General features: G+C 50.0%; 16 protein-coding genes. 9 read left to right on the forward strand and 7 right to left on the reverse strand.

The genetic code is table 11. The features are described 5' to 3' along the window. Nucleotides 1-160 precede the first annotated feature (160 nt). Entirely contained in the window at nucleotides 161-1,039 is an 879-nt protein-coding gene (gene murB, locus Mal48_RS10995; protein WP_145198958.1) for a UDP-N-acetylmuramate dehydrogenase, read from the reverse strand. After that, a complete protein-coding gene (murC, locus tag Mal48_RS11000; RefSeq protein ID WP_197442255.1) occupies nucleotides 1,023-2,423 on the reverse strand; it encodes a UDP-N-acetylmuramate--L-alanine ligase in 1,401 nt (466 codons plus the stop codon). The genes murB and murC overlap by 17 nt, the downstream gene beginning before the upstream one ends. A 309-nt stretch (nucleotides 2,424-2,732) precedes the next feature. On the opposite strand from murC, the gene Mal48_RS11005 reads away from it, so the two are divergent. Beyond that, entirely contained in the window at nucleotides 2,733-4,598 is a 1,866-nt protein-coding gene (locus Mal48_RS11005) for a c-type cytochrome domain-containing protein (RefSeq protein ID WP_197442256.1), read from the forward strand. Nucleotide 4,599: 1 nt separating this feature from the next. Further along, the gene (thiO, locus tag Mal48_RS11010; RefSeq protein WP_145198967.1) at nucleotides 4,600-5,688 is read left to right on the forward strand and encodes a glycine oxidase ThiO; all 1,089 of its coding nucleotides are present in this window, start codon (nucleotides 4,600-4,602) and stop codon (nucleotides 5,686-5,688) included. Nucleotides 5,689-5,888: 200 nt separating this feature from the next. Here thiO and Mal48_RS11015 read toward each other — a convergent pair whose 3' ends face one another. Beyond that, entirely contained in the window at nucleotides 5,889-7,352 is a 1,464-nt protein-coding gene (locus tag Mal48_RS11015) for a DUF1501 domain-containing protein (RefSeq protein ID WP_145198972.1), read from the reverse strand. 81 nt (nucleotides 7,353-7,433) lie between these two features. Beyond that, nucleotides 7,434-10,547, reverse strand: coding sequence for a PSD1 and planctomycete cytochrome C domain-containing protein (locus tag Mal48_RS11020; RefSeq protein ID WP_197442257.1), 3,114 nt, complete (start codon nucleotides 10,545-10,547; stop codon nucleotides 7,434-7,436). A gap of 316 nt (nucleotides 10,548-10,863) precedes the next feature. On the opposite strand from Mal48_RS11020, the gene Mal48_RS11025 reads away from it, so the two are divergent. Together Mal48_RS11025 and tpx are read left to right on the forward strand one after the other, a co-directional pair. Continuing rightward, a complete protein-coding gene (locus Mal48_RS11025) occupies nucleotides 10,864-12,276 on the forward strand; it encodes a UTP--glucose-1-phosphate uridylyltransferase (RefSeq protein ID WP_197442258.1) in 1,413 nt (470 codons plus the stop codon). Between the two features lie 301 nt (nucleotides 12,277-12,577). Continuing rightward, nucleotides 12,578-13,081 (forward strand): thiol peroxidase, encoded by a 504-nt coding sequence (tpx, locus tag Mal48_RS11030; protein WP_145198979.1) that lies wholly within the window; start codon nucleotides 12,578-12,580, stop codon nucleotides 13,079-13,081. Nucleotides 13,082-13,144: 63 nt separating this feature from the next. Here the strand turns inward: tpx and Mal48_RS11035 are convergent, their stop codons facing one another. Beyond that, complete coding sequence (locus Mal48_RS11035; protein ID WP_145198982.1) at nucleotides 13,145-15,379, reverse strand: SGNH/GDSL hydrolase family protein; 2,235 nt, start codon at nucleotides 15,377-15,379, stop codon at nucleotides 13,145-13,147. 240 nt (nucleotides 15,380-15,619) lie between these two features. Between Mal48_RS11035 and Mal48_RS23260 the strand changes: the two genes are divergently transcribed. After that, a complete protein-coding gene (locus Mal48_RS23260; RefSeq protein WP_197442259.1) occupies nucleotides 15,620-16,624 on the forward strand; it encodes a SelL-related redox protein in 1,005 nt (334 codons plus the stop codon). Nucleotides 16,625-16,689: 65 nt separating this feature from the next. On the opposite strand, the gene Mal48_RS11045 is transcribed toward Mal48_RS23260, so the two are convergent. After that, on the reverse strand, nucleotides 16,690-18,087 hold the full coding sequence (locus Mal48_RS11045; protein ID WP_145206041.1) for a DUF1501 domain-containing protein: 1,398 nt from the start codon (nucleotides 18,085-18,087) through the stop codon (nucleotides 16,690-16,692). A 25-nt stretch (nucleotides 18,088-18,112) separates the two neighbouring features. Next, complete coding sequence (locus Mal48_RS11050; RefSeq protein WP_197442260.1) at nucleotides 18,113-20,596, reverse strand: DUF1549 domain-containing protein; 2,484 nt, start codon at nucleotides 20,594-20,596, stop codon at nucleotides 18,113-18,115. A 341-nt stretch (nucleotides 20,597-20,937) separates the two neighbouring features. On the opposite strand from Mal48_RS11050, the gene rimO reads away from it, so the two are divergent. The 4 genes from rimO (at nucleotide 20,938) to Mal48_RS11070 (ending at nucleotide 26,300) form a co-directional block, all read left to right on the forward strand. Further along, nucleotides 20,938-22,356, forward strand: a complete 1,419-nt coding sequence (gene rimO / locus Mal48_RS11055) for a 30S ribosomal protein S12 methylthiotransferase RimO (RefSeq protein WP_145198985.1) — start codon at nucleotides 20,938-20,940, stop codon at nucleotides 22,354-22,356. A gap of 136 nt (nucleotides 22,357-22,492) precedes the next feature. After that, nucleotides 22,493-23,995, forward strand: coding sequence for a hypothetical protein (locus Mal48_RS11060; RefSeq protein WP_145198988.1), 1,503 nt, complete (start codon nucleotides 22,493-22,495; stop codon nucleotides 23,993-23,995). A 47-nt stretch (nucleotides 23,996-24,042) separates the two neighbouring features. Beyond that, entirely contained in the window at nucleotides 24,043-24,795 is a 753-nt protein-coding gene (locus Mal48_RS11065) for an ATP-binding cassette domain-containing protein (protein WP_145198991.1), read from the forward strand. Then, nucleotides 24,792-26,300 (forward strand): ABC transporter permease/substrate-binding protein, encoded by a 1,509-nt coding sequence (locus Mal48_RS11070; RefSeq protein WP_145198994.1) that lies wholly within the window; start codon nucleotides 24,792-24,794, stop codon nucleotides 26,298-26,300. The genes Mal48_RS11065 and Mal48_RS11070 overlap by 4 nt, the downstream gene beginning before the upstream one ends. Nucleotides 26,301-26,676: the final 376 nt, after the last annotated feature.

Below are 26,676 nucleotides of genomic sequence, written 5' to 3' on the forward strand. Positions count from 1 at the left end.
GTCCGCGAAGTACGTTTTCACAAGTCCATACGCTGATACCACGAGACAGTACTGTTAAGACGGATATTAGATTTACTCTAGTGAGCAGCAGTCTATGAAGCCATGGAGCTGATCACCACGGATACTACGAGCGCTGAAAATGCTCTAAAGCCCGGAACGATCACCAAATTTGAATTTCGGTTTCCAGGTCCACGCCGTGAACTTCATGGACTCTGGATTGAATGACATCAATCAGGTTGATGACATCCTCTGCTTTCGCATTTTCGTGCGTGACGATGAAATTTGCGTGGCGATCGCTGACTTCGGCAGTTCCGATTTTCGTATTCTTCAAACCTGCTTGTTCGATGAGAGCCCCCGCGCTGAGTCCACGTGGATTCTTGAAAATGCAGCCAGCAGACTGGAAGGAAAACGGCTGCGCGGCCTTTTTTACGATCCAGATTTGTCGCATTCTTTTCGAGATTTCATCAGGATCATCGGGCGTCAATTCAAGAACTGCACTCAAAACGACAAGTTCGTTGATACTGCTGGTCCGGTAATCAAAGCTGAGCTCGTCTCCGGAGCGAGTGAAACGCTCGCCAGATGCAGTAAGAACATCGACGGACTTCACAAACTGTCCAATATCCCCATGCCTCCCGCCTGAGTTCCCTTTCACGGCTCCTCCGATAGTTCCCGGAATGCCTATCAGATTTTCTAATCCTGCCAATCCGGCTCCGACAGCAGAGGAAATTGTGTTCGAAAGCATCGCTGCGCCACCGGCACTGACGGTGTTTCCATCAACAGTAATCTCAGAGAATTCGTCTCCGGAAAGCTTGATCACCACGCCGGAAAAACCGTTGTCGCTCACGAGGATATTCGAGCCTCCGCCGAGGATTCGGATCGGAAGTTCTTCCGCCGAGACCGCTTTAACGACCTCCACCAGTTCCTCGGTGTTCCTCGGTTCTACGAATAATTGAGCCGGTCCTCCTACCCTTAACCAGGTATATGGAGCCAATGGTTCATCAATTTTTGTAATGTCAGAAAATTTATCGAGTGCGCTCATTGTGAATGCGGGTTAAATCTCCCGCTCCTAAAGTCAGGACAACATCATTTCGTTGCGAATCAGTCTCTATAGTTGACCAAACTTGGTCAAGCGAGGGAATGAATGTCGCCGGAATTTGTCGGCTGATCAGTTTTTTAACGATTTTTTGACTCTCTTCGGAGAAGTGAACGCTTTCAGGTTCTCGGGCTCTGAAGACAGGTAACAAATAGACAGCGTCTGCTAAAGCGAGTGATTCAACGAACTCGGCATGCAACTTTTGAGTCCTCGAAAGTTGATGAGGCTGAAAGATACAAACAATCCGCGATCGAGGAGAGTGCTCACGTGCGGCTTGGAGAGTTGCCTCAATTTCCGTCGGATGGTGTGCATAGTCATCGACAAAGATACGGGAGTCCGTGGAGGCCAGAATCTCGAAGCGTTGTTTCAAGCGGGCCGGAGATGCGAAGAACGCTTGAGCACCTGCACTCGTCAAATCAATATTAAACTGGGCAGCAGTAGTCGAAGCAGCGAGCAGATTGAGAAGTGAATGCTTTCCAGATAACTGAGATGGAAATGTCTGTTGGAGAGCCCCGGCTTTGAAGAGTTGAACAGTGCCATCGTCAGCTTCTGCAAACCAATCGGCCTCCCTGGACGTGATCGAAAACGAGACGCTTCGACATCTCACCGTTTGTGCCAGCTCGCGTGAAATCTCGCAGTCTCTGCGATATACGAGAGTCCCACTCTCAGGGAGTGATTGAACAAATTCAGCATAAGCTGCGACCGCATCATCAAGTGATGGGAAACAATCAAAATGATCCGCTTCGATCCCGAGCAGAGTGATGACTGTCGGTTGGAAGTTCAAGAAATGGCGTTGATATTCACACGCTTCAACAACCACGACCTCTGAATTGCCCAGCTTCCCATTCCGCTGATCCTGACAGCGTTGAGCACCACAAAAAAATGTCACATCGGTCCCAGTCCGTTCGAAAAGCGAGGCGACCAATGCCGTTGTAGAACTTTTTCCGTGAGTTCCTGCGATCGCCACGAGTTGCTGCTCGTTTGCCAGTCGCGCAACCGCTTCGCTGTAGGAAAGTTGCGGGATGTCTAATGCTTCTGCTTGTTGACGTTCAATGTTCGACGCAGGAATTGCGGCGCTGTAAATGATTAAATCCAAGTCGTTAGAAACAGCTTCGGTGCAATGTCTCGACGAAAGAGCAATCCCTCGATTCCTCAAGAGACGCAGACGCTCTGGGTCAGGATTTTGATCTGAGCCTGTGAGATTCCAGCCATCATCCAGCAGCACTTCAGCGAGTCCCTTCATACCAGCACCGGTTGCTCCAACGAGGTGAGCATGTGGGGGTTTCGATACCTGTTTGCTTCGCAATAATTTTCGAGTGTGAGGAACCATAGATCCGGGGCTCAGGCGGTGAAGGCAGAGTTCACCCGTTTCAAAATGCCATAACATCTTCGTGAGAGAGGAGATCGAACAAGAAAGGCGACATCGATTCTCTCATCAATTCTGAATGTTGTATCTTTCGCATCGACTCTGTTTTGTTATACTGTTTTTGACTCATTTAAGATGTTTCTGCCACTCCAATCTGATGAATCTGGCAGGAAATCGACAGGTTGCGGCGAACAAGTTGCTCCCAGACGTTGTTTGAGTCAAGGGCATCACCCACCCCAACATCCTTCAACTTCTCAAAATAAAGGTTTCCCGATGCAACGCTTCTGGATCCCGATCATTCTCGTAGCGATCATTCTACTTGGCAGCATATCATCTCCCGTCCGAGCCGAATTGACTCCCGAACATCGCCGTGAGCTGGCAGCTTTAAAGAAAACGGTTTCTCGAGTAGGGGGGCTCATCCGGGCCAAACGGGTTGAGGAAGCGGAAAAGATTATCGAGGAAGCTGAAGTCAAGATTGACGAAATTGTCAAAGCTGCCGAAATCGAGAAGGATGACCGGATCCTCAAGTCTTTGAACTCAAGCATGGAGCGATACGAAATGCTCCTCGCAAAAGCAAAGGGTGAAACACCTGCTGACTCTGGAAAAGTTCATTTTCTGGAAGACGTCGCACCTTTGATTGATAGTAAATGCCTGGGCTGTCACGGAGCCACGAATCCGCGTGCGGGGCTTCGCCTGGACACTCTCACCGGTTGGCGGCGTGGTGGCCAGAGTGGTCCTCTCCTGTCACCCGGAAATGCCGGGCGGAGTTTGCTGATCGCACGATTGATGGCTCCTGCAGGGAAAGGACGGATGCCGCAACGTGGCGAACCACTCTCTGAGGAACAAATTGAGACGGTCGGCAAATGGATCAATCAGGGCGCGGATGTTCAGCGGGCGAACCCAAATACAGCGCTGTCCGATCTCATCTATGAATATGAGAAGAAGACGATGTCGATTGAGATCCCCAAACCCAAAGGTACTGAAACCGTTTCATTCACGCGTGACATGGCGCCCTGGATGACGAACCTCTGCCTGGGATGTCATAACTCGAGAAACAAATCGGGTGGATTGTCGGTAGAAACATTCTATGACTTAATGAAAGGTGGAGACACAGGACTCGTGATTCTTCCGGGAGACAAAGAGAACAGCCGCTTCTTCCGTCTCGTTGGTGGACTTGAACTTCCTCGTATGCCGCAAGGCCAGGCACGTATTACACGTAAAAACTATGAAGACATGATCAAATGGTTCGAAGAAGGGAACACCTTCGACGGAGCTGACGCTCGAACCAACATTCGAACATATGTTCGATCTGCCGCTGAGATGGCAGCAGATGAATTCCGCAAAAAGACCGATGAGGAAATGCTTGCACATCGAATGGAGCGGACAACATCCCAGTTGAAACGTGCAGTACCGAACGATCCACAACACACACACAAGACCGAGCATTTCCTCATGGCAGGAAATGTTGATAACGCGCGTCTTCAGGAAGTTGGCGGTTGGGCCGAAGAGAAACTCACAGAACTTCAAAAGCTCTTCGGCGGAAGCGGACTCCCTTGGCGTGGTCAACTTGCCATCTTCGTGCTGAAAGATCGGTTCAGCTACGACGAATTCAATGAAGTCATTGAACAGCGCCGAGCCGATGCCAAAATGTACGGACACTCGAAAGTGACCGCGAATCATGAAGATGCATACGCCGTACTCCAGGACCTGGGTGATGCAGAGTCTGCAGAGCTTACAACTCAGAAGAATTTAACAGAGCACCTGACCGGTGCATTCTTGAAACAGAATGGTTCCGTTCTGCCAAGCTGGTTGATCAGCGGAACAGGGCTGATCATGGCGACTGATGCCCGAAAGGATACTAAACGTGTTGCAGAGATGAAGCAGGCTGCTGCTTCCATTGTGCCAACGATCCAACGACCTGAAGACGTATTCGAAGAGGGAACTTTCTCTCCCGGAACAGTCGGACCGGTTGGGTATACTCTCGTTCGCTATCTGATCGATTCGCAAGGCGCTCCGAAATTTGCCCAGTTTGTTACGCAACTTCAGCGGGGGCAAAGTGTCGAGCAGTCCCTCATGCAAGTTTATGGTGCCAATTCTCAACAAGTCGCTCGAAGTTATGCTGCAAGTTTAAGTCGATAACGTGAAGTCAACAGATTTTCTTGTCATTGGCGGTGGAGTTATTGGACTTTCCATCGCATACGAATTGGCTGGCTCAGGAGCCACTGTCACGGTCGTTGATCGTCAGAAGTTTGGCCAGGAGGCATCTTGGGCAGGTGCCGGGATGCTGCCTCCTGCTCAATGTTCAGGCCCCCCAGCGCTTCGCGAACTCGCCAAACTGAGCCGAGCGAGATGGAAAACAGTCAGCGAAGAACTCTTATCGCTCACCGGAATCGATAACGGATTTCGCGAGTGCAGCGCACTGCAAATTTCAATTGAGAATCGTAACACGATCCCTGATGAAATTGAGGCATGGGGCAAAGAAGATGTCCAGGCAGAACTTCTGAACGGAAATCAGCTACAGCAGTATGAACCTCTCCTCAGCGACATGCTTCATACCGGTTTTCGACTTCCAACTATGGCTCAGGTTCGAAACCCGCATCACATCGTTGCACTCAAGAAAGCATGTGAGCAACTGAATGTACAACTTGTTGAGGGAGAGAACATTGCCAAGTTTGAATTGAGCCAAAGAAAGATCTCCGCAGCAACTTCAAACCACGAACATTTCACAGCTGACAAGTTCATTCTCTGTGCTGGGGCTTGGTCTCCACAAATTGTGGAACAACTTGGAGTCCATCTGGAGATGGAACCGGTACGGGGCCAAATTGTGTTACTCAAATTCGACAAGCCGAAATTCACCCACATCATTGAAGATGGTCCCAAATATCTTGTCCCACGAGATGACGGGCATGTTCTGGTTGGCGCGACGGTAGAGCGAGTCGGTTTTGAAAAAGCCAATACAACCGAAGGAGTCAAGGGGCTCCTGGAATTCGCCACACAGGTTGTTCCAATTCTGAAAGACGCCGAACTCGTTAAAACATGGTCCGGTTTTCGTCCAGCAACACTTCGCGGAGTCCCCTACTTGGGGTGGTCAAAAAAGATCGATAATCTCTTCGTTGCCACCGGCCACTTTCGAGACGGTCTCGCGCAGTCAACTGGAACCGCCAAGCTTGTGGGCGACATCATCCTCGACCGAAAAACCTCTATCGACGTCTCAGCATTCGCAGTCTGAAGCATACGCAACCTGAAGAACTCTCGACGCTGCAAGCTGAGCAGCCGAAAGAATTCGAGAGCATCTTTCGAATTGGTTTGCAGGATCTGCCTCGTGGCGAGCAGTCTATGAACTCGTGGATGTGATCTTCACGGGCACGACAAGCTTTGTAAATGCTGTATCGCGTTTTTTGGGATTGGTGTTCGCGCTCTGATATTCGCTCAAGTGAGGATATCTATAACGACTTTCGGAGGTTCCACTCCGGTCAGTCGCTGATCGAGTCCCTGAAATTTAAAGCTCAGGCGGCGATCGTCGATCCCCATGCAGTGGAGAATCGTCGCGTTGAGATCATTAAGATGGACCGGATTTTCGACAACGTTGTAGCTGAAGTCGTCCGTTTCACCATAAGTCAGGCCCGCTTTCACGCCACCGCCAGCCATCCACATGCAGAAGTTGCGCGGATGATGATCACGCCCGTAGTTTTCTTTTGTGAGTGTCCCTTGAGAGTAAACCGTTCGTCCGAATTCTCCACCGAAGACGACGAGCGTGTCTTCCAGAAGTCCTCGCTGTTTTAAATCTTTGATCAAAGCGGCTGTCGGCTGATCGACATCCATACATTGATTTTTGATGAGCTTCGGCAAGTTATTATGCTGATCCCAACCACGATGCAGAACCTGCACACAGCGAACACCACGTTCGATCATCCGTCTTGCGAGAATCGCACTCGAGGCAAAGGTCCCTTTCTTCTCGACGTTCGGTCCATACATTTCCAATGTTTGTTTTGTTTCCCCAGAGAGATCAACAAGGTCCGGCACGCTGGATTGCATTCGAAACGCCATCTCGTATTGAGAGATACGTGTTTGCGTTTCAGGGTCTCCAAATCTTTGCAAGGTTTGCTCATTCAACTTGTTGAGAGCATCGAGCATGGTCCTGCGGTCGGAACTGTTTACTCCCGGAGGATTCTTGATGTACAAAACCGGATCGCCCGCACCGCGTAAGGCGACGCCGTCGTATTTACTCGAAAGGAATCCGCTACTCCACATTCGGGTAAAGAGGGCCTGAGCCTGACTTCCCGCAGGGAACGTTGGAGTGAAAACGACAAAGGCTGGCAAGTCATTACTTTCACTGCCTAGGCCATAGCTGAGCCAGGAGCCGAGACTCGGCTTGCCGGGAATTTCACTGCCGGTCATCACGAATGTGCACGCCGGGTCATGGTTGATGGCTTCTGTCGTGACAGACTTGATCATCGTGATGTCGTCCGCAATCTCCTGCATGTACGGAACCAGTTCACTCATCATCATGCCACTTTTTCCGCAGGGCTTGAAGTTGAACCGACTTGGCGCGACTGGAAACCTTGCCTGACCGCTGGTCATCGTGGTAATGCGTTGACCATTGCGGACCGAATCAGGGAGTTCCTGATCAAAGTATTTATGAAGACCAGGTTTATAATCAAACAGATCCAGTTGAGATGGGGCACCGTTTGTATGCAGGTAGACGAGATGTTTAGCACGTGGAGCAAAGTGTGGTAACCCTGGCAGCGCGGGATGAACCTGCTGTTGCTCAGACGCACCTTGTACGTTGCTCTGAAGTAAACTCGAAAGCGCCAGTCCGCCAATTCCGAGACCGGCGGAGTTCAGGAACTGTCTACGATTGGCAAGACGGTGGTATTCAAGTGCAGGTTGCATGATTCTGTTCGCATTCAATGAGCCGGACGCTTGGAGCATCCGAAAGAAGATTGTTCAGGCTGAGTGATCTTTTCGTCGCTCTCAATTTTTGGTCACGACTTCATCAAGATTCAGAATTAAATTCGCCAACATCGTGTAGGCAGCCAGTTCATCAGGCGGCAACGATTCATCCGGTGGACTCTCACCATATGAAATCAATTGCTCTGCGGATTCCGGGTTGTCGCGGTAACGCTTGAGGTGCTGCTCGAATGCCGATTCGGCGATCTTCAACTCAAGCGGTTTGGGGACTCGACTCGTCGCGACTTCCCAAGCCCAGTGAATTCGACTTTTCGTCGTCTCGCCCCCTTCTTTGAGGATTCGCTGAGCAAAATTTCGGGCTGCTTCGACATGTTGAATGTCGTTCATAAGTTGTAGCGCCTGCATTGGAGTATTGCTCCGTTCGCGGCGAGAACAACTTTGCTCCCGGTTTGGTGCATCGAAAGTCGACATGAATGGGGGCGGTGCAGTCCGTTTCAGAAATGTGTATAGACTGCGGCGATACAATGCCTCTCCGGAATCCTGTTTGTAATACCGCGTGTTGCTACTGCCGAACCCAACCGGTTCCCAAATGTTCGGGGGTTGATACGGTTTGACAGCTTTGCCACCGACTTTATCGACGAGTAATCCACTGACGAACAAAGCTTGATCTCGTAGAACTTCGGCATCAAGACGCAATCGTGGTCCGCGTGCCAGGAGACGGTTCTCTGGATCACGTTCGAGGAGTTCTGGTGTGATGCGTGAACTTTGCCGATACGCGTGGCTGGTCAGGATCAACTTAACCAGTTTTTGCACATCCCATCCCTGCTCAACAAACTCGACTGCAAGCCAATCGAGCAATTCCGGATGGCTTGGCGGTTCTCCCTGTGATCCAAAATCACCACTTGTTCGCACAAGTCCGGTTCCAAAGAATTGCTGCCAGAACCGGTTCACAGTCACGCGTGCCGTCAACGGATGATTTCCATCGACGAGCCAGTTGGCAAAATCGAGTCGATTGTAATCGCGATTCTCGGTCAATTCTGGCAACGGTGGTAAAAACTCAGGAACACGACGCGTCACCTTTTCGCCCGGCTTGTCGTACGCTCCGCGGAGCATGACGAAGCTTTCACGCTGTTCTTTGAGGTCCGCCATAATGAACGTCAACGGGACTTCTTTTTCGACTTTCTTTTTTTCAGCATTCAGTGCCGTTTTCTCTCTCTTGAACTCTCCGATGATATCATTGATGCCGACGTAAAAGTTTTCTAACCAGAAGTCAAAAATTCGCTTTTCCTCGTCCTCGTTCCAGTCTTTCGACTGTTTGCCTCGAACCAGTTGACGTAATCCTTCGGGGAGTGCGTTGTTTCTTTTACCAGCGTTCTTGAGCTTCCACGTCTTAAACGACCACATCTGATCTTTTGCGGAATCAACCACTGAACTGACACCCAGATGATCCCAAGTGACTGTGCCGCCGAATTGTGTGAAGGCATAACCAGTCACCTTTGATCCGGCATTCAGCCCCATCTTCCTGGCGTCCACTTCAAGCCGAACCCACTCACCCGATTTGGGGAGATCGCCCATCAAAACCTTCTCAGTCGTCTTCGGTTTCCCGAATGGAATTTTCTCCTCCGCTCCCCAGACCGCCCGGTGTTTCCAGGCGTTGGTATGGAACTGGATCATGATGGTCTCCGGAGTTTTCTCCGGATCGAGGTAGCAATGAACGAAAATTTTCCCATTAGCTGGCACAATGAGCTCAGCAGCCCCATCGCTGTAAAAGTCTTGAGCGAGACCATTTGCTGTCCGTCTCAATGCCTGTTTTCCGCTGAAAACTTCTCCCTCAGCTTTACTGACGAGTGTGAGCGGGTCGCCAGACGCTTTGACTTTGGCTCCACTGGGGAAGTGGTCTTCAAACCAGATCGATTCCGTGACAAGCGGAGCAGGAGGAGGATCGACTGTTGCCGGATCAACATATTTGTACGCAGCCAACTGCGACTTGATCTGCTGATCGACCTTAGTGATTTTCTGGTTCAGCTGGTCAATCTTCTCATTCTCTTCATCAGAATACAGCTTCAAAATTGGTGGTGTATCGATCTTGTTTCCGTCCATGGCTGGATCCGCAGCACTGTGGAAAAAGGCGTACATCGAGTAGTAATCATTTGCGGTGATCGGATCAAATTTATGATCGTGACAGACGGCACAACCTGCGGTCAGCCCCATCCAAACTTCCGCGGTCGTCGTTGTCCGGTCGACGGCATAACGGAAAATCCACTCTTCCTTGATGCTGCCTCCTTCGCTGGTTGAGACATTACATCGATTAAATCCGGAAGCAATCAGTTGATCGCGAGTCGGGCTCTCAAGAAGATCTCCCGCAAGTTGCCACCTTGTGAAATCGTCAAACGAAATGTTTTGTTGAAATGCTCGAACGACCCAGTCACGGTAAGGCCACATGGAGCGTTCGTTGTCGAGGTGCAAACCATGAGTGTCCGCGTATCGAGCCAGGTCGAGCCAATAGCGAGCCATGTGCTCGGCATACGTCACGCGACTCATCAATTCATCGATTCGTTTCTCGTACGCATCTTCAGATTCGTCGTTTACGAAAGCTTCCACCTCCTCTGGAGTCGGTGGGAGTCCGGTTAAGTCAAGCGTGAGTCGGCGAATCAACGTCCGCTTATCGGCAAGTGGAGAGGCGGTCAGCCCTTCAGAGCTCAATCGTCTTTGTAGAAACGCATCGATCGGATTTTGAATAGACTTGGTAGACTTTGCAGTATTGGCTGGGACAGTTGGTCGAACTGGAGCGACAAACGCCCAATGCTCTTCATACTCAGCACCCGATTCAATCCACTTACGAATGAGTTGTTTCTGTTCTGCAGTCAATTCTTTGTGTGCCTCTGCGGGAGGCATGACGATGTCTGGATCGGAACTGTTGATCCGGTTCCAGATCTCACTCTCAGTCACTTTTCCTGGCTTGATCGCCCCACTTTTTATGGCATCTTCAAAAAGATCCAGCCGCAAATCTGCTTCACGAGTTTTCTCATCCGGTCCATGGCACGCGAAGCAGTTGTCCGAGAGAATTGGTCGAATATCCCGAGTAAACGAAACGGGATCATCCGCCATGATGAAGCTGGTCACGGCAAGAGGAATGAACAGTGCAATTAAGAAATTTGCAGGGATCGGCATGGGCATCGAAACTCAAGCGAAAATGAAATCGGAGGCAATCCATATTCTAGGCGAGCCTTCCATCAGAGACCAGCGATGCGTTGAGATTCAGAGCATTGCCAGTAAGAACAGCAACAGTGCCATGCACGAAGGGAATCAACTTGATTTCGGCCACAACAATTGATTTCGCAGAAAAGGATTTCTTCGATCCGTTTGGAACGAAACTGCCATCCCAGAGTTTTGAGTGGTTCTGGTGTTGCAAGTCACTACGATTTGAGTTCTCATCCCAGAATCGAAATACCCCCACATGATACGCCGCGATGGATTTGGAAGGAGCTCACGAATGCAGTTGGACAAGCAGGTCTCATCTGTACTCGAAAAAAATCGTCAGCAACATCTTGTTCGATTCTGGGAGGAGCTTTCAGAGCCTCAACAAGGTCAGTTGCAAGAGCAAGTTGGCACGATTGATTTTCCACTCTTACAGACGTTGATTCAAAAACGTGATCGGCAAGAGAACAACGACTCTCAGGAGAACAAGGCGCAGTTGGCAAGTTCTCCGGAACAACTTGTTCGTCTTCCCAAAGCGAGTGAGGAACTTGAGACTCGGCAGCGTGCTGAAGTGCTTGGACGGCAGCTTCTTCAATCGGGCAAAGTTGGTGCGATTCTCGTCGCAGGCGGGCAAGGATCACGATTGGGGTTTGATGCACCAAAAGGGATGTATCCAATCGGTCCGATCAGCGACCGCACATTATTTCAGGTTTTATCTGAACAGCTACTTGCACGCTCTCGGCAGGCAGGCGTCCCAATCCCATATTTCATCATGACGAGTGAGGCAACTCACGTCCCTACGATGAAGTTCTTTGAGAGTCAGAATTACTTCGGGCTGGGCAAAGAGAATGTCTATTTCTTCCAGCAGGCTTCACTGCCAGCGATTGAAGACGATTCCCACCGAATCTTTCTCGCTGATAAAGGCGAGGTCGCGACGAGTCCAGATGGCCATGGGGGAATGCTGCGAGCACTTGCGGCGCACGGAATGATCGAAGTCATGCAGGCCCGCGGAGTTGAACATCTCTTTTATCATCAGGTTGATAATCCAACCACGATTGTCTGTGACCCGTCTCTGTTGGGATTACATATCGAGCAAGAGTCGGACCTGACTACAAAAGTCGTTGCGAAAGAATCTCCTGAGGAGAGAATGGGAGTGCTGGTCACCATCAACGGTAAAACTGAAATCATCGAATACAGCGACTTGCCAGCTGAGGAGGCGTATCGAAAGGATGAGTCTGGAAACCACATTTTCTGGGCGGGGAACACCGCAATTCATGTCTTTCGCCGAGAATTCATTGAGTCGCTGATCGGTGGTGAGTTGTCACTTCCATTTCATATCGCACACAAGATTGTCCCCCACGTTGAGATCAACTCCGGTCGCCAAGTCGTTCCCGATTCACCGAACGGAAACAAGTTCGAACAGTTTATTTTCGACGCCCTTCCCCATGCACGAGTTGCATTAGTCGTGGAAGGAGATCGAAATCGAGAGTTCAATCCGGTCAAAAATGCGGAAGGGAAAGATTCCCCAGCGACGTCACGAGCAGCACTGCAACGGATCGCTACGGAGTGGGTGCAACAAGCAGGCGGGATCATTCAGGATAACGCGACTCTTGAAATCAGCCCCCTTTTCGCCCTCGACTCACGGGAACTCCAGGCAAAACTCTCAGAGAATGTTTCGTACACGACCGACACAATATTGAGTGATTGATTTTGAATGGCTGGGAGTTCAAAACTGAATCGAGACTCTCCGAACGTGACTGACAGAGCTCCGAAAATCTCTGAAATGAGGGATTTTCGCAGTCTCGGTCTGGCCACTTTCATGTTCGAACGATTTCGATCATACTCGCCAAAAGTAAGTCGCTCAGAATGTTGACTTACTGCCATGAAATTGATCCAGATGAGAGTAGCCAGTTCTACCGTGTGCCCGGAATCAGGGACTCATCAATTCAAAAAGATGTTCGCATCATTGCGAGTGCGAACACAATTTCAGAATAATATCGAGGAAAAGAATGCCAAACGTCACACTCAAAGGAAATGCGGTTACGCTAGTTGGAGACGAACTTAAGGCTGGTGGGGCCGCCCCTGATTTTCAACTTCAGAGCAACGCAATGGAAGAAGTGACCCTCGCTTCGTCCGCCGGGAAGACTCGTATCATTGCAACGGTTCCCTCGCTAGACACTGGTGTTTGTCACGCTGAAACCAAGCGATTCAACGACGAAGCAGCCAACTTGGACGGCGTTGAAATTCTTGTTGTGAGCACAGACTTGCCATTTGGTCAAAAACGCTGGTGCGGCGCCGAAGGTGTCGACAAAGTCAGTTGCCTGAGTGACCACCGAACTGTTGAATTCGGGAAATCCTACGGCGTGCTCATCTCCGGTGGACCGCTCGATCGCTGCCTCACCCGAGCGATCTTCGTGATCGACAGCAACGATCAGATCAAGCATGTCGAATACTGCTCAGAAATCACCGAACACCCTGATTACGATGCCGCTCTCGCTGCTGCAAAATCGTAATTTGTGATTGCCCTACCCCCTTCGGCCTCGCTGAAAAAGAACGAGGCCGAAGGAACCGGGATTTTATTTCACACCGCTTTCTTTGACTCGAACCGGTTTCGATTCCAGCCCAGAACTATTCACAGTAACGACAGTGATCGGCTCATCGGACAACTTCTCTGAGTCCAGTTCCAATTGCATTTTTGGAAGCGGTTGCTCCGGGGTGTCGTGATAGGACATGCTTTGGAACAAGGGGCGACCAAATCGCTTTTTGGGACTTTCTGGTTTCTTGGCAACAACGCGCCCCCCTTGCATCACTTTGAAGCCTGCAATTCCACTTTCGAAATCAGCAATTGCGTTCCAGGCAATTCTTGTGGTCCCAGCTTCACTTTTCACCAGCCTGACATTCGTCGGAGCAGGTGGCGGCATCTTGTCACTCACCGATCCTTTCTCAATAAATTCTTTCCAGACCTCGGCGAATTCAGGACTTGGAAGCCAAACAGTTTCTTCTCTCTGATTCTCACTTGGACTTGAAGCGATCGACTTTCCATCAATGGTTGCGAACAGCCCCTTGCTCATGTCGATCGCTTTCAATTCCTGACTCTTTGAGTCTGCATCAGGCAGTCGCAGACTCAGGCATGTGTCAAAAAATGGAATTGCCAGATAGCGAGAATCGCCGCACTCGTGTCCTGTCAATGGGTCAGGTGCGAAGATGAATGGGGCGTTTCGCTGACGATAAGCTTTGAACATCGCCAGACAACCATCCCACGCAACTCGGAATCGCTTGTCTCCTTTCTCCTTGAATCCTGGACAGGCCACAACCGGAATTCCATAGGCTGCACCGGGGACTTCCAGCGAGGGAATCTCACCGCTCGTCCAGCGTGAATGAGCCTGTCCTGATTGCAACCAGATCGCAACAATCCGTTCGGGATACAGAGCCTGCATAATACTGGCCCAGAATCCGCCACCGGAATGTCCCCACAAGCACCACGGAACCTCAGCGATTTCAGCATGCCCGGTGGACTTTGCAAAATCACCCAGTGCTTGCACGAATCGTTCCGCTGATCCGTTGCGAGCATCGCACCAGTCGCGGCAATTTGTACCTTGACGCCCTTCAATCGACGTCCCCAACAAAGCACAATCCCACTTCTTGGCGAGTTCTCTCCAATGCAAGTCGTTCGCTGCCGTTGCTCCTCCCTTTGACGCTCCATCTCCGCAACCATGTTGGTGAACGATGATGCCTCGAACGTGCGTTGTTTCGGGAGGAATCCACAAGTAGAAATCCGCTACCAAAGAAAGTTCGCCTTCCTTTTTCGAAGCAGGATAGAAGAGGTGGTGAATCTGCCCTTGAGTTCGGTCCAGCAGAGGCCGCAGGCGAATCAGTCGATCGTCAATCTGCTGTTGGAGTTCGTTTGCTGCTGCATTCGCTTTCTCAAGCGAGAGACCTTCCTTCACACCGGGACGGAGATGTCCGACATGCGTGACCCACGCTGCGTGTAAAATTGCTTGACGTTTCCCAATCAATTCATCAAGTTGCTGATCCGAAATACCGCTTTCCGGAATCCCCCAGGCACTCAAAATCGCAGACGCCAGAACCGCATGCCCTTCGTTGTTGACATGCACACCATCAGGGGACATGGTGAAGTTTGGATTCTCTTTTCGCTGACGCGCAACATAGTCGCTGACCGGTGTATGCAAGTCGATAACCATCTCGACTTCATTATCGAGAGTGACCAGCCAAGCTGCGTATTTCTTAAGAACAGAATCGTAGTCTTCGTAAATTGAATGCCAGGCGTACTTCTCTGCTCCAGCAGGCAAGAGCTTCCCTTTTTCTTTCAACGGAAGCGGATCAAAAGCTGGAGGAGTCATCAAGATCAGCTTTGCTCCGGATGCGTTCACCTTTCGAATAATCTCTCGAATTCCATGCTGGTATTTGTGAAACCGCTCTTCGGAAAACGGATAGTAAATACCATCATTCATTCCATAACAGGCGATGACAACATCCGGCTTGATCTTGGCGAGCGCCCGGTCAATCCGTTCGTGAACATTCGGACGAGGAAAAGGATGATCCGGCTCAGAAAGCCCGGTGCAGGTTTCGCTCGAGAGTCCCAGATTAATCAATTCTGGGATGTTTCCATTTGATTGAAGTAGCAATTCTTTTTCAATTTCTGAAATGAACTGCCCAGCGTGTGTGATCGAGTCCCCGAGGAAAAGGACTCGTTTCGCATCGACTGGAAACTTAGAATCCTCAGCCAATGATCCATCAGGATGGTTGATTAACCCAAACAGTGTGAATGCTATCAGTGTCAGTTGTTTCATTGGTCGCTCCGGATGCAAATTGAGATCCCTACAGGATGGCGAAAATCGACCAGTCTTTCCATGATGCCCCCGATCTTTCCATAATAGAACCAGTGAGAAGCTTGAACATTCGGCTGCAGCACTTTGTCCAATGCTTCTCTTGTCCGCGAAGTACGTTTTCACAAGTCCATGCGCGGATGCCACGAGACAGAACTGTTAAGACGAATTTTAGTTTTGCTCTAACACTTTGAAGAACGTTCAATGGTCAACTCTGAAACAGAACTCTCCGTCAGCCCCTGGATGAAGCCGGTCTTACGGCTCGCTGGAATTTACAACCTCACATGGGGACTCTGGGTGATTCTGTTTCCGATTGCATCTCTCAAAGTTTGTGGCTATCCCGCGCCCCCCACTTACCCGGAACTTTGGCAGTGCATCGGAATGATTGTCGGGGTCTACGGGATTGGGTACTGGATCGCAGCGGGTGATCCTTTTCGACATTGGCCGATTGTTTTCGTGGGACTTCTCGGGAAGATTTTCGGCCCTATTGGATTTCTCTTTGCCTACTCGCAGGGCAACCTGCCTCTTTCAGCAGGACTCGTCAATATTTTCAACGACCTGATCTGGTGGATTCCATTCACTTTGATTCTCTGGAATGCATTGAAGTTTGAACAAACTCGGAATGCGACTGGTGAAACCGGTCTCACTTTCAGCGAAGCGATTCAAAAATTCCGGTCTCAAGATGGAACATCTCTTGCCGAGTTCTCGAACAGACAACCTGTCCTCGTGGTCTTCTTAAGACATTCCGGTTGCACATTCTGCCGCGAAGCACTCAGCGAGATTCAAATGCAGCGTGAGAAAATTAAATCAGAAGGAGTGCAAATCGCATTCGTACACATGGAGGACGAAGAGCATGGAAAGAAGTTCTTCGAGAGGTACAATGTTGCAGACCTTCCCCGCTACAGCGATCCAGAGCAGGTGCTTTACCGGGCTTTTGAAGTCGGCCAGGCTCGTTTCGGCCAGCTAATGAACTTCAACGTTCTCTGGAAAGGTTTTCTCTCTGCGATCGTGAAAGGCCACGGATTTTCGAAGGTCCACAGTAACGTCTTCCGTATGCCGGGAACGTTCTTGATCCAGAACGAAAAGATTCTCGCTCGACACATTGCAAAGGATCCGTCCGACCATCCTGACTACGGGGATCTTGCGTGCGACATAAAAGCTGAGGGCATGATCATGCCCTCAGCACCAGTGAAGAACGCGGATCTCTAATAAAATTGCTGTTCACTAAGAGGAAGAAGTTGAACACCAATTCGAAAGATCCTCAAGCGAAAAAATCATGCGAAAATTTCGTCGTGAACCACACCCTCGACATCGGTCAGGCGGAAGTCTCGACCGGCGTAACGGAAGGTGAGACGTTCGTGTTCGAGACCGAGCAATGCGAGCAAAGTGGCGTGGAGGTCGTGAATGTGCATTTTCTTTTCTTGAGCATAGTACCCGTACTCATCGGTTGCCCCATATCGAATACCGGTTTTCACACCACCACCAGCCATCCACATTGTGAATCCTTCTGGATTGTGGTCTCGACCATTTTTCCCTTGAGCAACAGGAGTCCGTCCGAATTCTCCGCCCCAAAGGACAAGAGTCTCTTCAAGCAGACCACGCTGTTTCAAATCAGTGAGCAAGCCGGCAATAGGAAGATCGACTTCCCGGGCATTTTTATCGTGGCCGGTTTTCAGGTTCGAGTGTTGATCCCATTGAACATTTGTGTCGCTGTGAGTGACCTGAATGAAGCGGACACCTCGTTCGGCAAAACGTCTAGCAAGAAGACACTGACGACCGAAGTCCGCTGTGACAGGATCGTCCAGCCCATAAAGCGATTGAGTAGCTGCCGATTCCTGGGAAAGATCTTGAGCGGTTGGCATCTCCGTTTGCATTTTGAATGCCAACTCAAACGATTGGATTCGAGCTTCCAGTGCCGACTCAGGTCCTGAGCGGTCCAAATGCTGACGATTCATCCGATTGAGCAAATCGATCTGAGAGCGCTGTATATCGGTCGACCACTTTGAGTTCTCAATATACTTCACGTTTGCTTCAAGAGACGGTTTACTGGCAACACCGAGAGGGACTCCCTGACACTCTGCAGGCAGAAACGCTGAGCCCCAGTTCTTGACTCCTCCATGTGCCAAAGTTGGGCAAATGGTCAAAAAACCGGGCAGGTTTTCGTTCTCTGAACCAAGACCGTAATTAATCCAGGCTCCCATACTTGGGCGAACAAAAGTATCGCTCCCTGTATGTAATTTCAGCAAAGCTCCGCCGTGTGCCGCATTGGTTCCGTGTACGGAATTCAAAACACACAAATCGTCGATTCGCTGGGCGACGTTAGGAAACAGTTCGCTGACGTGAATCCCGCTTTCGCCGTACTGTTTGAACTTCCAGGGAGAACCAAGCAAAGCTCCCGTCGCTGCAAATTGAACGCGAGGTTTATCGTAAGGAAGCTCTTTTCCGTCGTCTTCCTGAAGCTTCGGCTTGTAATCGAACGTGTCGATCCCTGACGGGCCACCTTTCATAAACAGAAAGATCACTCGTTTGGCTCGCGGCGTAAAATGCTGGGGCGGAGCTAAACCTGGAGCCGCTGCGTTTGCAGTCTGTCCTTGATTGAGCAGCGCAGCCATCGCCAATTGCCCAAATCCGACCGCTGTCGACTGGAGCAGACAACGTCGTGATAATCCCATAGCTGGGGACAGGTTTTCAGAAGAGTTATTCAACATAAATGAACTCGTTTGAAATCAGGAAAATTTGACAAAGCGCAGTCCATGACAACTGCTCGCTTTGTTTTTTCTGAGTTTGCAACTGCTGCACATACTCGAGAACCGCCGAAATTTCAGAATCTGTTGGAGTTCGACCATAGGTCGTTTCGAACAGAACGTTGACTCGTTGCTCTGGGTTGTCAGATTCCTGCTGAAGAAGTCTCTCAGCAAGTTTTTCAGAGGCTGTGATCACCAGGTCACTATTCAATGCGTAAAGTGCTTGTGGAGCGACGGTGGATGTTTCGCGATCTCCATTCAGAACGGAAGCATCGGTGTAATCGAAAAGTGAGAACGGGGCATATAAATTGTTCCGAATCACTGGCAAGTAGATGGAACGACGAGTCGTATCGTAATTTGTATTGTCTTTAGACGTGTGATTAAAAATGAATTCGCGATTTTTGACATGCAACAAAGACCCACCCATTGTGGTGTCGAGTTGCGCACTGACAAAGAGGAGTGAATCGCGAAAGATTTCAGCTTCCATGCGTTGTGTATTTGCCCTTGAGAGATATGTGTTCGCCGGGTCAATCGTGCTGTTGTGAGCGTTGTGCTCAGCTGCCATCTGATAAGTTTTTGAAGACATAATCAAACGGTGCAGCTCTTTTGTGGACCACCCCTTGGCTATGAATTCCGTTGCGAGCCAGTCAAGGAGCTTGGGGTGCGAAGGTTCTTGGCCGAGGAATCCGAAGTTGTCTACGGAAGTCGACAGTCCCTCGCCGAAGTGCCAACGCCAGACACGGTTCACCCAAACTCGTGAAGTCAATGGGTTCTCAGAAGATGCCATCCAGTTCGCGAGTTCTAAACGCCCACTTTGCTTGGGGTTTTTGAGACCGGGATCATGTTTCGCCAAAACAAGTGGGACACCTCTGTCGACGACGCGCCCCAGTGAGCGATGGCTTCCACGGACGTGGATCGGGATGTCTTCAGGTTCAGCTTCTTTCACGCCCATTGTTGTTGAAAGAGGCGGTGCTTTGGCCTTGAGCGCTTTCAATTCTTTGTCGAGCGACTTGATCTGCTCAGCCAAGCTCGGTTCTGCCTCGGGCTTTTCGGCAGCTGGTTGCTCGACGACCTTTTCACCTGTCGCGTCAACTTTAACAACCGGTTTTGCGGCTGAGGCGGTGGAGTTAGCTGTCTGTTTCTTTTTCAGTTCATCAAGTTGGGACTGAATGGAAGCGACCTGTGCATCATGCTTCTTCTTTGCTTCAAGCTCTTCAGGAGTGGCGATGACGTGCTCATTCCATTTGGCAATCGTCTTGAGCGATTCCATTGTATAAGTGCTTTTGAAAATCCCGGCCAAGGCGTAGTAATCGTCTGCCCGGATCGGATCGAACTTGTGATCGTGACACCGAGCACATCCCAATGTGAGACCGAGAAAAGCTCGACCGGTGGTATCGACCTGTTCGTCGATGATGTCCATCAGCATTTTGGTTTGATCTGCTTCAGCCAGAACCTTAGGTCCGAGCGAAAGGAATCCTGTCGCGATGAGCCGTTCGTATCTTGTTTCTTCAGGTCCTTCCAGAAGGTCGCCTGCGAGTTGTTCTTTCACGAATTGATCGTACGGTTTATCAGAGTTGAAAGACTCGATGACATAATCTCGATAACGCCACGCATTTCCGTGAGCAATATTTTCATCAAGTCCATTTGAATCCGCATACCGGGCCACATCCAACCAATGTCTTCCCCAGCGTTCGCCATAATGTGGCGATGCAAGGAGATCTTCAACGACCTTATTGAAGGCTTCGGGAGTTTCGTCTTCGAGGAATGCTTGAATCTGTTCCGGTGTTGGTGGCAGCCCAATGAGATCAAGGTAGGCCCGACGGATCAGCACACGTTTCGTGGCTGGCGGTGCCGGGATGAGCCTCTTCTCTTCCAACTTGGCGTAGATGAATTGATCAATCGGGTTAGACAGCCCTTCGATTTCTGGAACAGCTGGACGCTTTAACTCCTGGAACGACCAATGCTTGCGAGCTTCGTCGACATCGAAGGGGATGCGTTGTTTTGAAGCAATCAGTTCTGCATTCGGTGCTGGTGCCCCCATCTCAACCCATTTTGTCAGCAAAGCAATCTCTGCATCCGTGAGTTTGTCGTCGGGAGGCATTTGCAAGGCTTCATCTTTGAAGCCGACAGCGGTGATGAGCAAGCTCTGATCTGGTTTGCCAGCTACGACAATTGGACCAGATTGTCCACCGGCAAGAAGATGTCCGGGCGTATCAAGACGCAATTCCGCTTCTTGTAAATCCGCTCCATGACAGTCAGCACAGCGATCAATGAGGAGAGGACGAATTTTCGACTCAAAGAATTCGATGCCTGCACTATTTGCCTTTTGGACGTTTGCCTGCTGGGCGTCCGGTTGCTCGGCGTGAGCATTCGTCGCAAAGATCGAAACGATGATCAAAAGGGAGGCAGGGGGCAGATAAGCGGCTGGAAATTTCACAGGATTCGCCTTCTTGGGAATCTGTCAAATGACGTACTTCGATTTTTAAATAAACATTGCCGTGGACGACAGGCAAGGTAGGACAGTCATATGACAGCATCTACAGGTAGGTCTACACTGATATTATTCTATCAACTGAGTCGGTTTTCGCACATTGTACATTTCAAAAAAACATACAGGAACGCTGATTTCTTCCAGAAAGCTCCGGAAGATTCGCACCAACCGACCATTATCTCATCGAATTCGCGTTTGAGAATCGTTAACATGTGTTCAAAGGTTGTCAGAATAATATTGTACAGCCAGCACTTTCCCGCGATCTCAACTATAAACTTATCACAACGATGCTAGACCTCCCTATTATTGGCGAACCACCAACGGAACCTTCGATTGAAGGTGAATCAGTCGGAAACACAAAAGGGACTTACGCATTTGTGAGTCTCGGCTGTCCGAAGAATCTGGTGGACAGCGAGAAGATGCTCGGCTCGCTGGCACTGGATGGTTATTCTCTCGTCAATAACCCTGATGGTGCAGACTTTGTGATCGTCAACACCTGCGGTTTCATCGATGAATCACGCAAGGAATCGAAGGCTGTGATTCAGGAGATGCTGGACCTGAAAACAAACGGCAAAACCAAAGGTGTGATTGTCGCAGGTTGCCTTCCCGAGCGTGTCGGTGGAAGCCTGATCGAGGAGATGCCGGAGATTGATCATATTGTCGGTGTCTTTGGACGTGATGAAATCACACGAGTTGCAGATCGACTTGTTGGTGGTCAAAAAGAACAGCGAGAACTCTTTCGCCCGGCAGCGATTCGCGCTCTCGACGACCGTGCCCGCTTACGCATCACACCGAGACACTACGCTTACCTCAAGATTTCAGAAGGTTGTGATCGGACCTGCACATTCTGTTCGATCCCCAGCATGCGTGGGAAGCATGTCACCAAGCCGATCGAAATGGTCATCGAAGAAGCGAAAGAACTCGCAGCAGACGGTGTCCGGGAACTGATTCTGGTTGCTCAAGACACCACTTACTACGGGATGGATTATTACGGCGAAGTTCGGCTGGTCCAACTTCTCGATGAGTTAGAAAAAGTCGAAGGGGTCGACTGGATTCGGTTAATGTACCTGTATCCGGTGAACTTTACTGATGAACTCATCGACAAGATCGCTGGCTCCACAAAAATTCTCCCGTATCTTGATATGCCATTACAGCACATCAACAGCCGTGTACTGAAGCGGATGCAGCGTCGAGTGAATCGCGAAAAAACGATTGAACTTGTGCAGAAGTTGCGAGACCGTGTTCCCAATCTCATTTTACGAACGACATTTATTGTCGGTTTTCCTGGTGAAACAGAAGAGCAGTTCGAAGAACTTCGCGAGTTTGTCAAAGAAACTCACTTTGAACGGATGGGCGTCTTCCCTTACTCCGTCGAACCGGGGACTCCTGCTGTCAAGCTCGACGAGCATCTCGCAGAGGACGTCAAACTCCGACGTCAAGAGAACCTGATGACCGCCCAGCAACAACTGGCATTCGACTGGGGACAATCGATGGTCGATTATGAACTCGACTGCATCATTGACTCCCCGACGGATGACCCGAATGTCTGGATTGGTCGAACCTATGCGGATGCCCCGGAAATCGATGGAGTCGTTTACATTCAGGCAGAGAACTTGGAAGTCGGGCAGATGATTCCGGTCACGATTGTGGAATCGCGGGAGTATGATCTCGTAGCAGTCCCTTCTGAAACTGTAATCGATGAGTGATTGCAACTGCATCGCTTATCGCCCACTTGCTATGTATCCAATGTCCGTGAGGACGGTGGGCAAATTTTCTTAGCAGCACGGTTTACAGTTCCAAGACCTCTCACTTATATCAACTAACAATTGCATCAAATTCACGATGAAAATCCATCAATTTCTTGACCACTACGGTGTCACTGAAAACCCTTACGCTCAGGAAGACGCTTCGGCAGATCATATCTTCATGGAGCATTGCCTGTCAGGAACGTATCACTCGGCATGGGACAAAATCTACGGAAACCCGAAAGCTCCTGCGACCTCGGTCGTCTTTGGTGAGCAGGGAAGCGGAAAGACCGCACTCCGATTGCAGATTGTCGGGAATCTCCAGAAGTACAACCAAGAGCACCCGAACGAGCGGGCGTTCATTATTCAATACGAAGATTTCAATCCGTTTCTCGACTGCTTTCGAGAACGTCTTTCAGGACGCCGACGCAAGCCAGAGAAGGCGATGCAAAGCTGGCAGTTGTGGGACCATATGGATGCCATTCTTATTCTGGCAACAACACGTCTGGCAGATATTCTTCGCAATAATGGAACCGATGCTCAAGACCAGTCGCATTCGATTCCACCGGAGAAAATCGATGCTCTCTCGCGTGCACAGAAACGCGACCTTATGTTGCTCGCAACATTTTATGACCAAAACCGCGACGATCCTCCTGCCCGGCGATGGAGTTTGCTCAAAAGAAAATTGAGATATACCACGTTCAAGTCACTTTGGGATCGACTTTTGGGGATAAGCGTCACGTTGTTGGTCATCATCGCCGTCTTCTCCATCTCGGAAACTCCGTGGTCTTCAATGACATCTCTTTGGATTCTGGGAGCAATCTTCGCTGGTTGGGTTCCGTTTTTATGGAAGCAATTAAAAGGGTTCTGGACTGGCTGGAGCGTCGTCAAGCAAATTCGAATTGTCGATCACAATCGCTCGACACTTCGCAAACTGTTGACACGCTTCGAATCCGGCGACCTCGCGGGGCAACCGATTCCATCGCGACCGCGTGGCGATGATCGCTACGAATTGTTCTCGAAGCTCCAGGGTGTCCTTGGCGATCTGGGCTTCACCAGCATTGTGGTCCTGATCGATCGTGTTGATGAGCCGCATTTAATCAACGGATCGCCTGAGCGGATGCGAGATCTGATCTGGCCGTTGTTTGATAACAAATTTCTCAAACATCCGGGCATCGCGTTCAAGCTCCTACTGCCCTCTGCCGTTGCTGGTTTCCTGAACCGTCAGGAAAAAGAATTTTACGAAAAGTCGCGACTCGACAAGCAGAACTTAATCCCATCCCTGAACTGGACCGGTCAGGGGCTTTACGATGTTGCGAATGATCGCCTCAAAGCCTGTGCAAAATTGGCTGAGACGAAGCCAACCATCCGGGATCTGTTTGACGATTCCGTCACCGAGCAGGAGCTCATTTCAGTCTTCGACAGGCTCAGAGCGCCGCGACATTTGTTTAAATATCTATATCGACTCCTGGTCGATCACTGCTCGAAATATACCGAAACCTCCCCGGAATGGAAAATTCAGCGTGAGACAATGCAATCAACTCTCGCCGTTTTCATGAAGGATCTGGATGCATATGACCAGAAACTCGGGACAGGATAAGCAATTCGATTCAATGACTCGAATTCGCAAAACAGTCGGGGAGATTCATGATCAAACTGAGCGGAGTCTCAAAGTCCTACGATGAGAAGTTGGTTCTTCAGCCAACGACTCTGGAGTTTGAGACCGGAAAATCGAACGTCCTGATTGGGACAAGTGGCTGCGGCAAGTCGACCCTGCTGCGTTTGATCATCGGACTGATCGAGCCAACCGAGGGAACGATTGAATTCGCCGGAACGCAACTGTCACGCAAGAATATTGTGCAGATTCGCCACCGCATCGGCTACATGATTCAAGATGGCGGACTATTCCCCCACCTCAGCGTTCGGGGGAATGTTGAACTGCTGGCGAAGCATTTAGGGTGGAAACCTTCTCGTCGAGCAAAAAGGTTTGAAGAACTGCTGGGCCTGGTACATTTAGATCCGAAAATTCTCAAAAAGTTTCCCGGACAAATCTCTGGCGGACAACAACAGCGTGTCGCATTAATGCGGGCTCTTTTTCTTGATCCGGATGTTCTGTTGCTCGACGAACCAATGGGAGCACTCGACCCAATTATTCGCACAAACCTGCAAGAAGAACTCCGTGATATTTTTCGTTCGCTCAACAAGACGGTCATCCTTGTCACACACGATATCGGCGAGGCAGCCTATCTCGGAGATGTCATCAGTATCCTGAGTGCGGGCAAGATCCTTCAGTCTGGATCATTTGAGGACCTGGTCCAGAATCCAGCGACACCATTCGTGAAAGAATTCATTCATGCAAATAACCACCCATTGATCGACTCGGATAAGGAGCAGTCATGAAACGCTACCTGATCCTCTTTATTTTCCTGACGAATCCAACTTTTGCAGAGTCGCCTCAAACCTTGACGGTCGGAGCAAAATCGTTCACGGAATCCGTAACTCTCGCAGAGATCGCTAAAATTCTCGGAGAAGAAGTCGGTGCCCCCTTCAATTCTGTTTCTGAACTTGGGGGAACACGTGTCCTTTGGTCTGCATTAAAAACTGGCGAAATCTCAGTCTACCCAGAGTACACGGGGACGATTCGGGAAGAACTCTTTCGTGGGGAATCATTACCTGATGAAGCAGCGATTCGAAAACGACTCGCCCGCGAGGGAATCAGCATGACTTCGCCGCTCGGCTTCAATAACACTTACGCTTTGGGCATGAAGGAATCACTTGCAGAGGAATTGAATATCAAGACGATCTCTGACCTCAATGACCATCCAACTCTCAAGTATGGATTTGGGAATGAATTCATGGATCGCGCAGATGGCTGGCCAAGCCTGAAAGCGAAATACAATCTGGTTGCACAAGACACACAGGGGATGGAACACGCGTTGACTTACCGGGGAGTCGATTCAAATGAGATTCAAGTCACCGATGTTTACGCAACGGATCCGAACATCAACAAATTCAATTTACGAGTCTTGAAAGACGATAAATTTCACTTTCCGAAATATGAAGCGGTTTACCTGTATCGAACAGAACTGGAAAAAACGCATCCTAAATTTATCTCTCAACTAAGATCGATGGCTGGACGTCTGAGCGACCAATCGATGCTCTCTTTGAATGAGCAAGTGGAACTCGACAATAACTCAGAAGCGGAAGTCGCTGCCCGATTTGTTCGAGAAACCTTTCAACTCGACGTCACCGCTGAAAAGAAAACGCTCTCTCAGCGCATCTGGGCCACGACGATTGACCATCTTTTTTTAGTTCTGGTCTCCCTGTCTGGAGCGATTTTGGTCGGCGTCCCAGCTGGAATCGTTTGTGCAAAAACGAAACTCCCGGGACAGATCATTTTAGGCTTCGCCGAGATCGTGCAGACGATTCCGGGCCTTGCTTTACTCGTCTTTATGGGAGTCATTTTCGTTCGCCTCGATTTGCCTTCGATCGGTGCATTTCCAGTGATTGTCGCGTTGTTTCTTTACAGCCTTCTCCCCATCATTCGAAACACTCTTGCCGGCCTCAACGAGATTCCAACGTCTTTGCAAGAATCTGCGACGGCACTCGGCCTGAACTGGTTTGCCCGTTTGCGACTTGTCGAACTCCCTTTGGCTGCTCCGCTTATTTTAACTGGAATCAAAACGACAGCTGTGATCAATGTTGGCTACGCTGCCTTAGGCGGTTTGATCGGGGCAGGCGGATATGGTCAACCGATCATGACAGGCTTACGTCTCAACAGCGAATCACTCATGCTCGAAGGTGCAATCCCGGCAGCGGCTCTTGCCCTGCTCGTAAAATGGTTCTTTGAATACGCAGAGAGAATTGTCGTCCCCAAAGGCCTACGACTGAGTTCAACAGACTGAACAACCGACTCAAGCAGTTTGCTGAGCCACCAGCATGCTGCCTTGCTAAATCTGGATGATGGAAAATGAAATGATCAGCCGCAAATTTTTCTGCGTTGTCCTGATGAGTTTCGTGTTCAACCTTGGCTGTCAGGAGCCTCCCCGCACTGACAGTTCTCTACTTACAAGGAGAGGCCGACTCCCTTTCCCTTCATGGTCTGCCCAAGCTCTCCTCATTGGGTTTGAACTTTCGTGATCCGGAAAAGAAACGGCAGATTTCCACTGGCGAGTTGCCTGCATTAAAAGAACTTCCCAGCAACATTCCGTAAGCAGGGCACGTCCAACATGAACCCGAATTTACTCTCGGACATTGTGGAAAGCAGGATTAGCAGAGGGA

Origin of the sequence: Thalassoglobus polymorphus, assembly GCF_007744255.1 — a bacterium.
GTDB classification, from domain to species: Bacteria; Planctomycetota; Planctomycetia; order Planctomycetales; family Planctomycetaceae; genus Thalassoglobus; species Thalassoglobus polymorphus.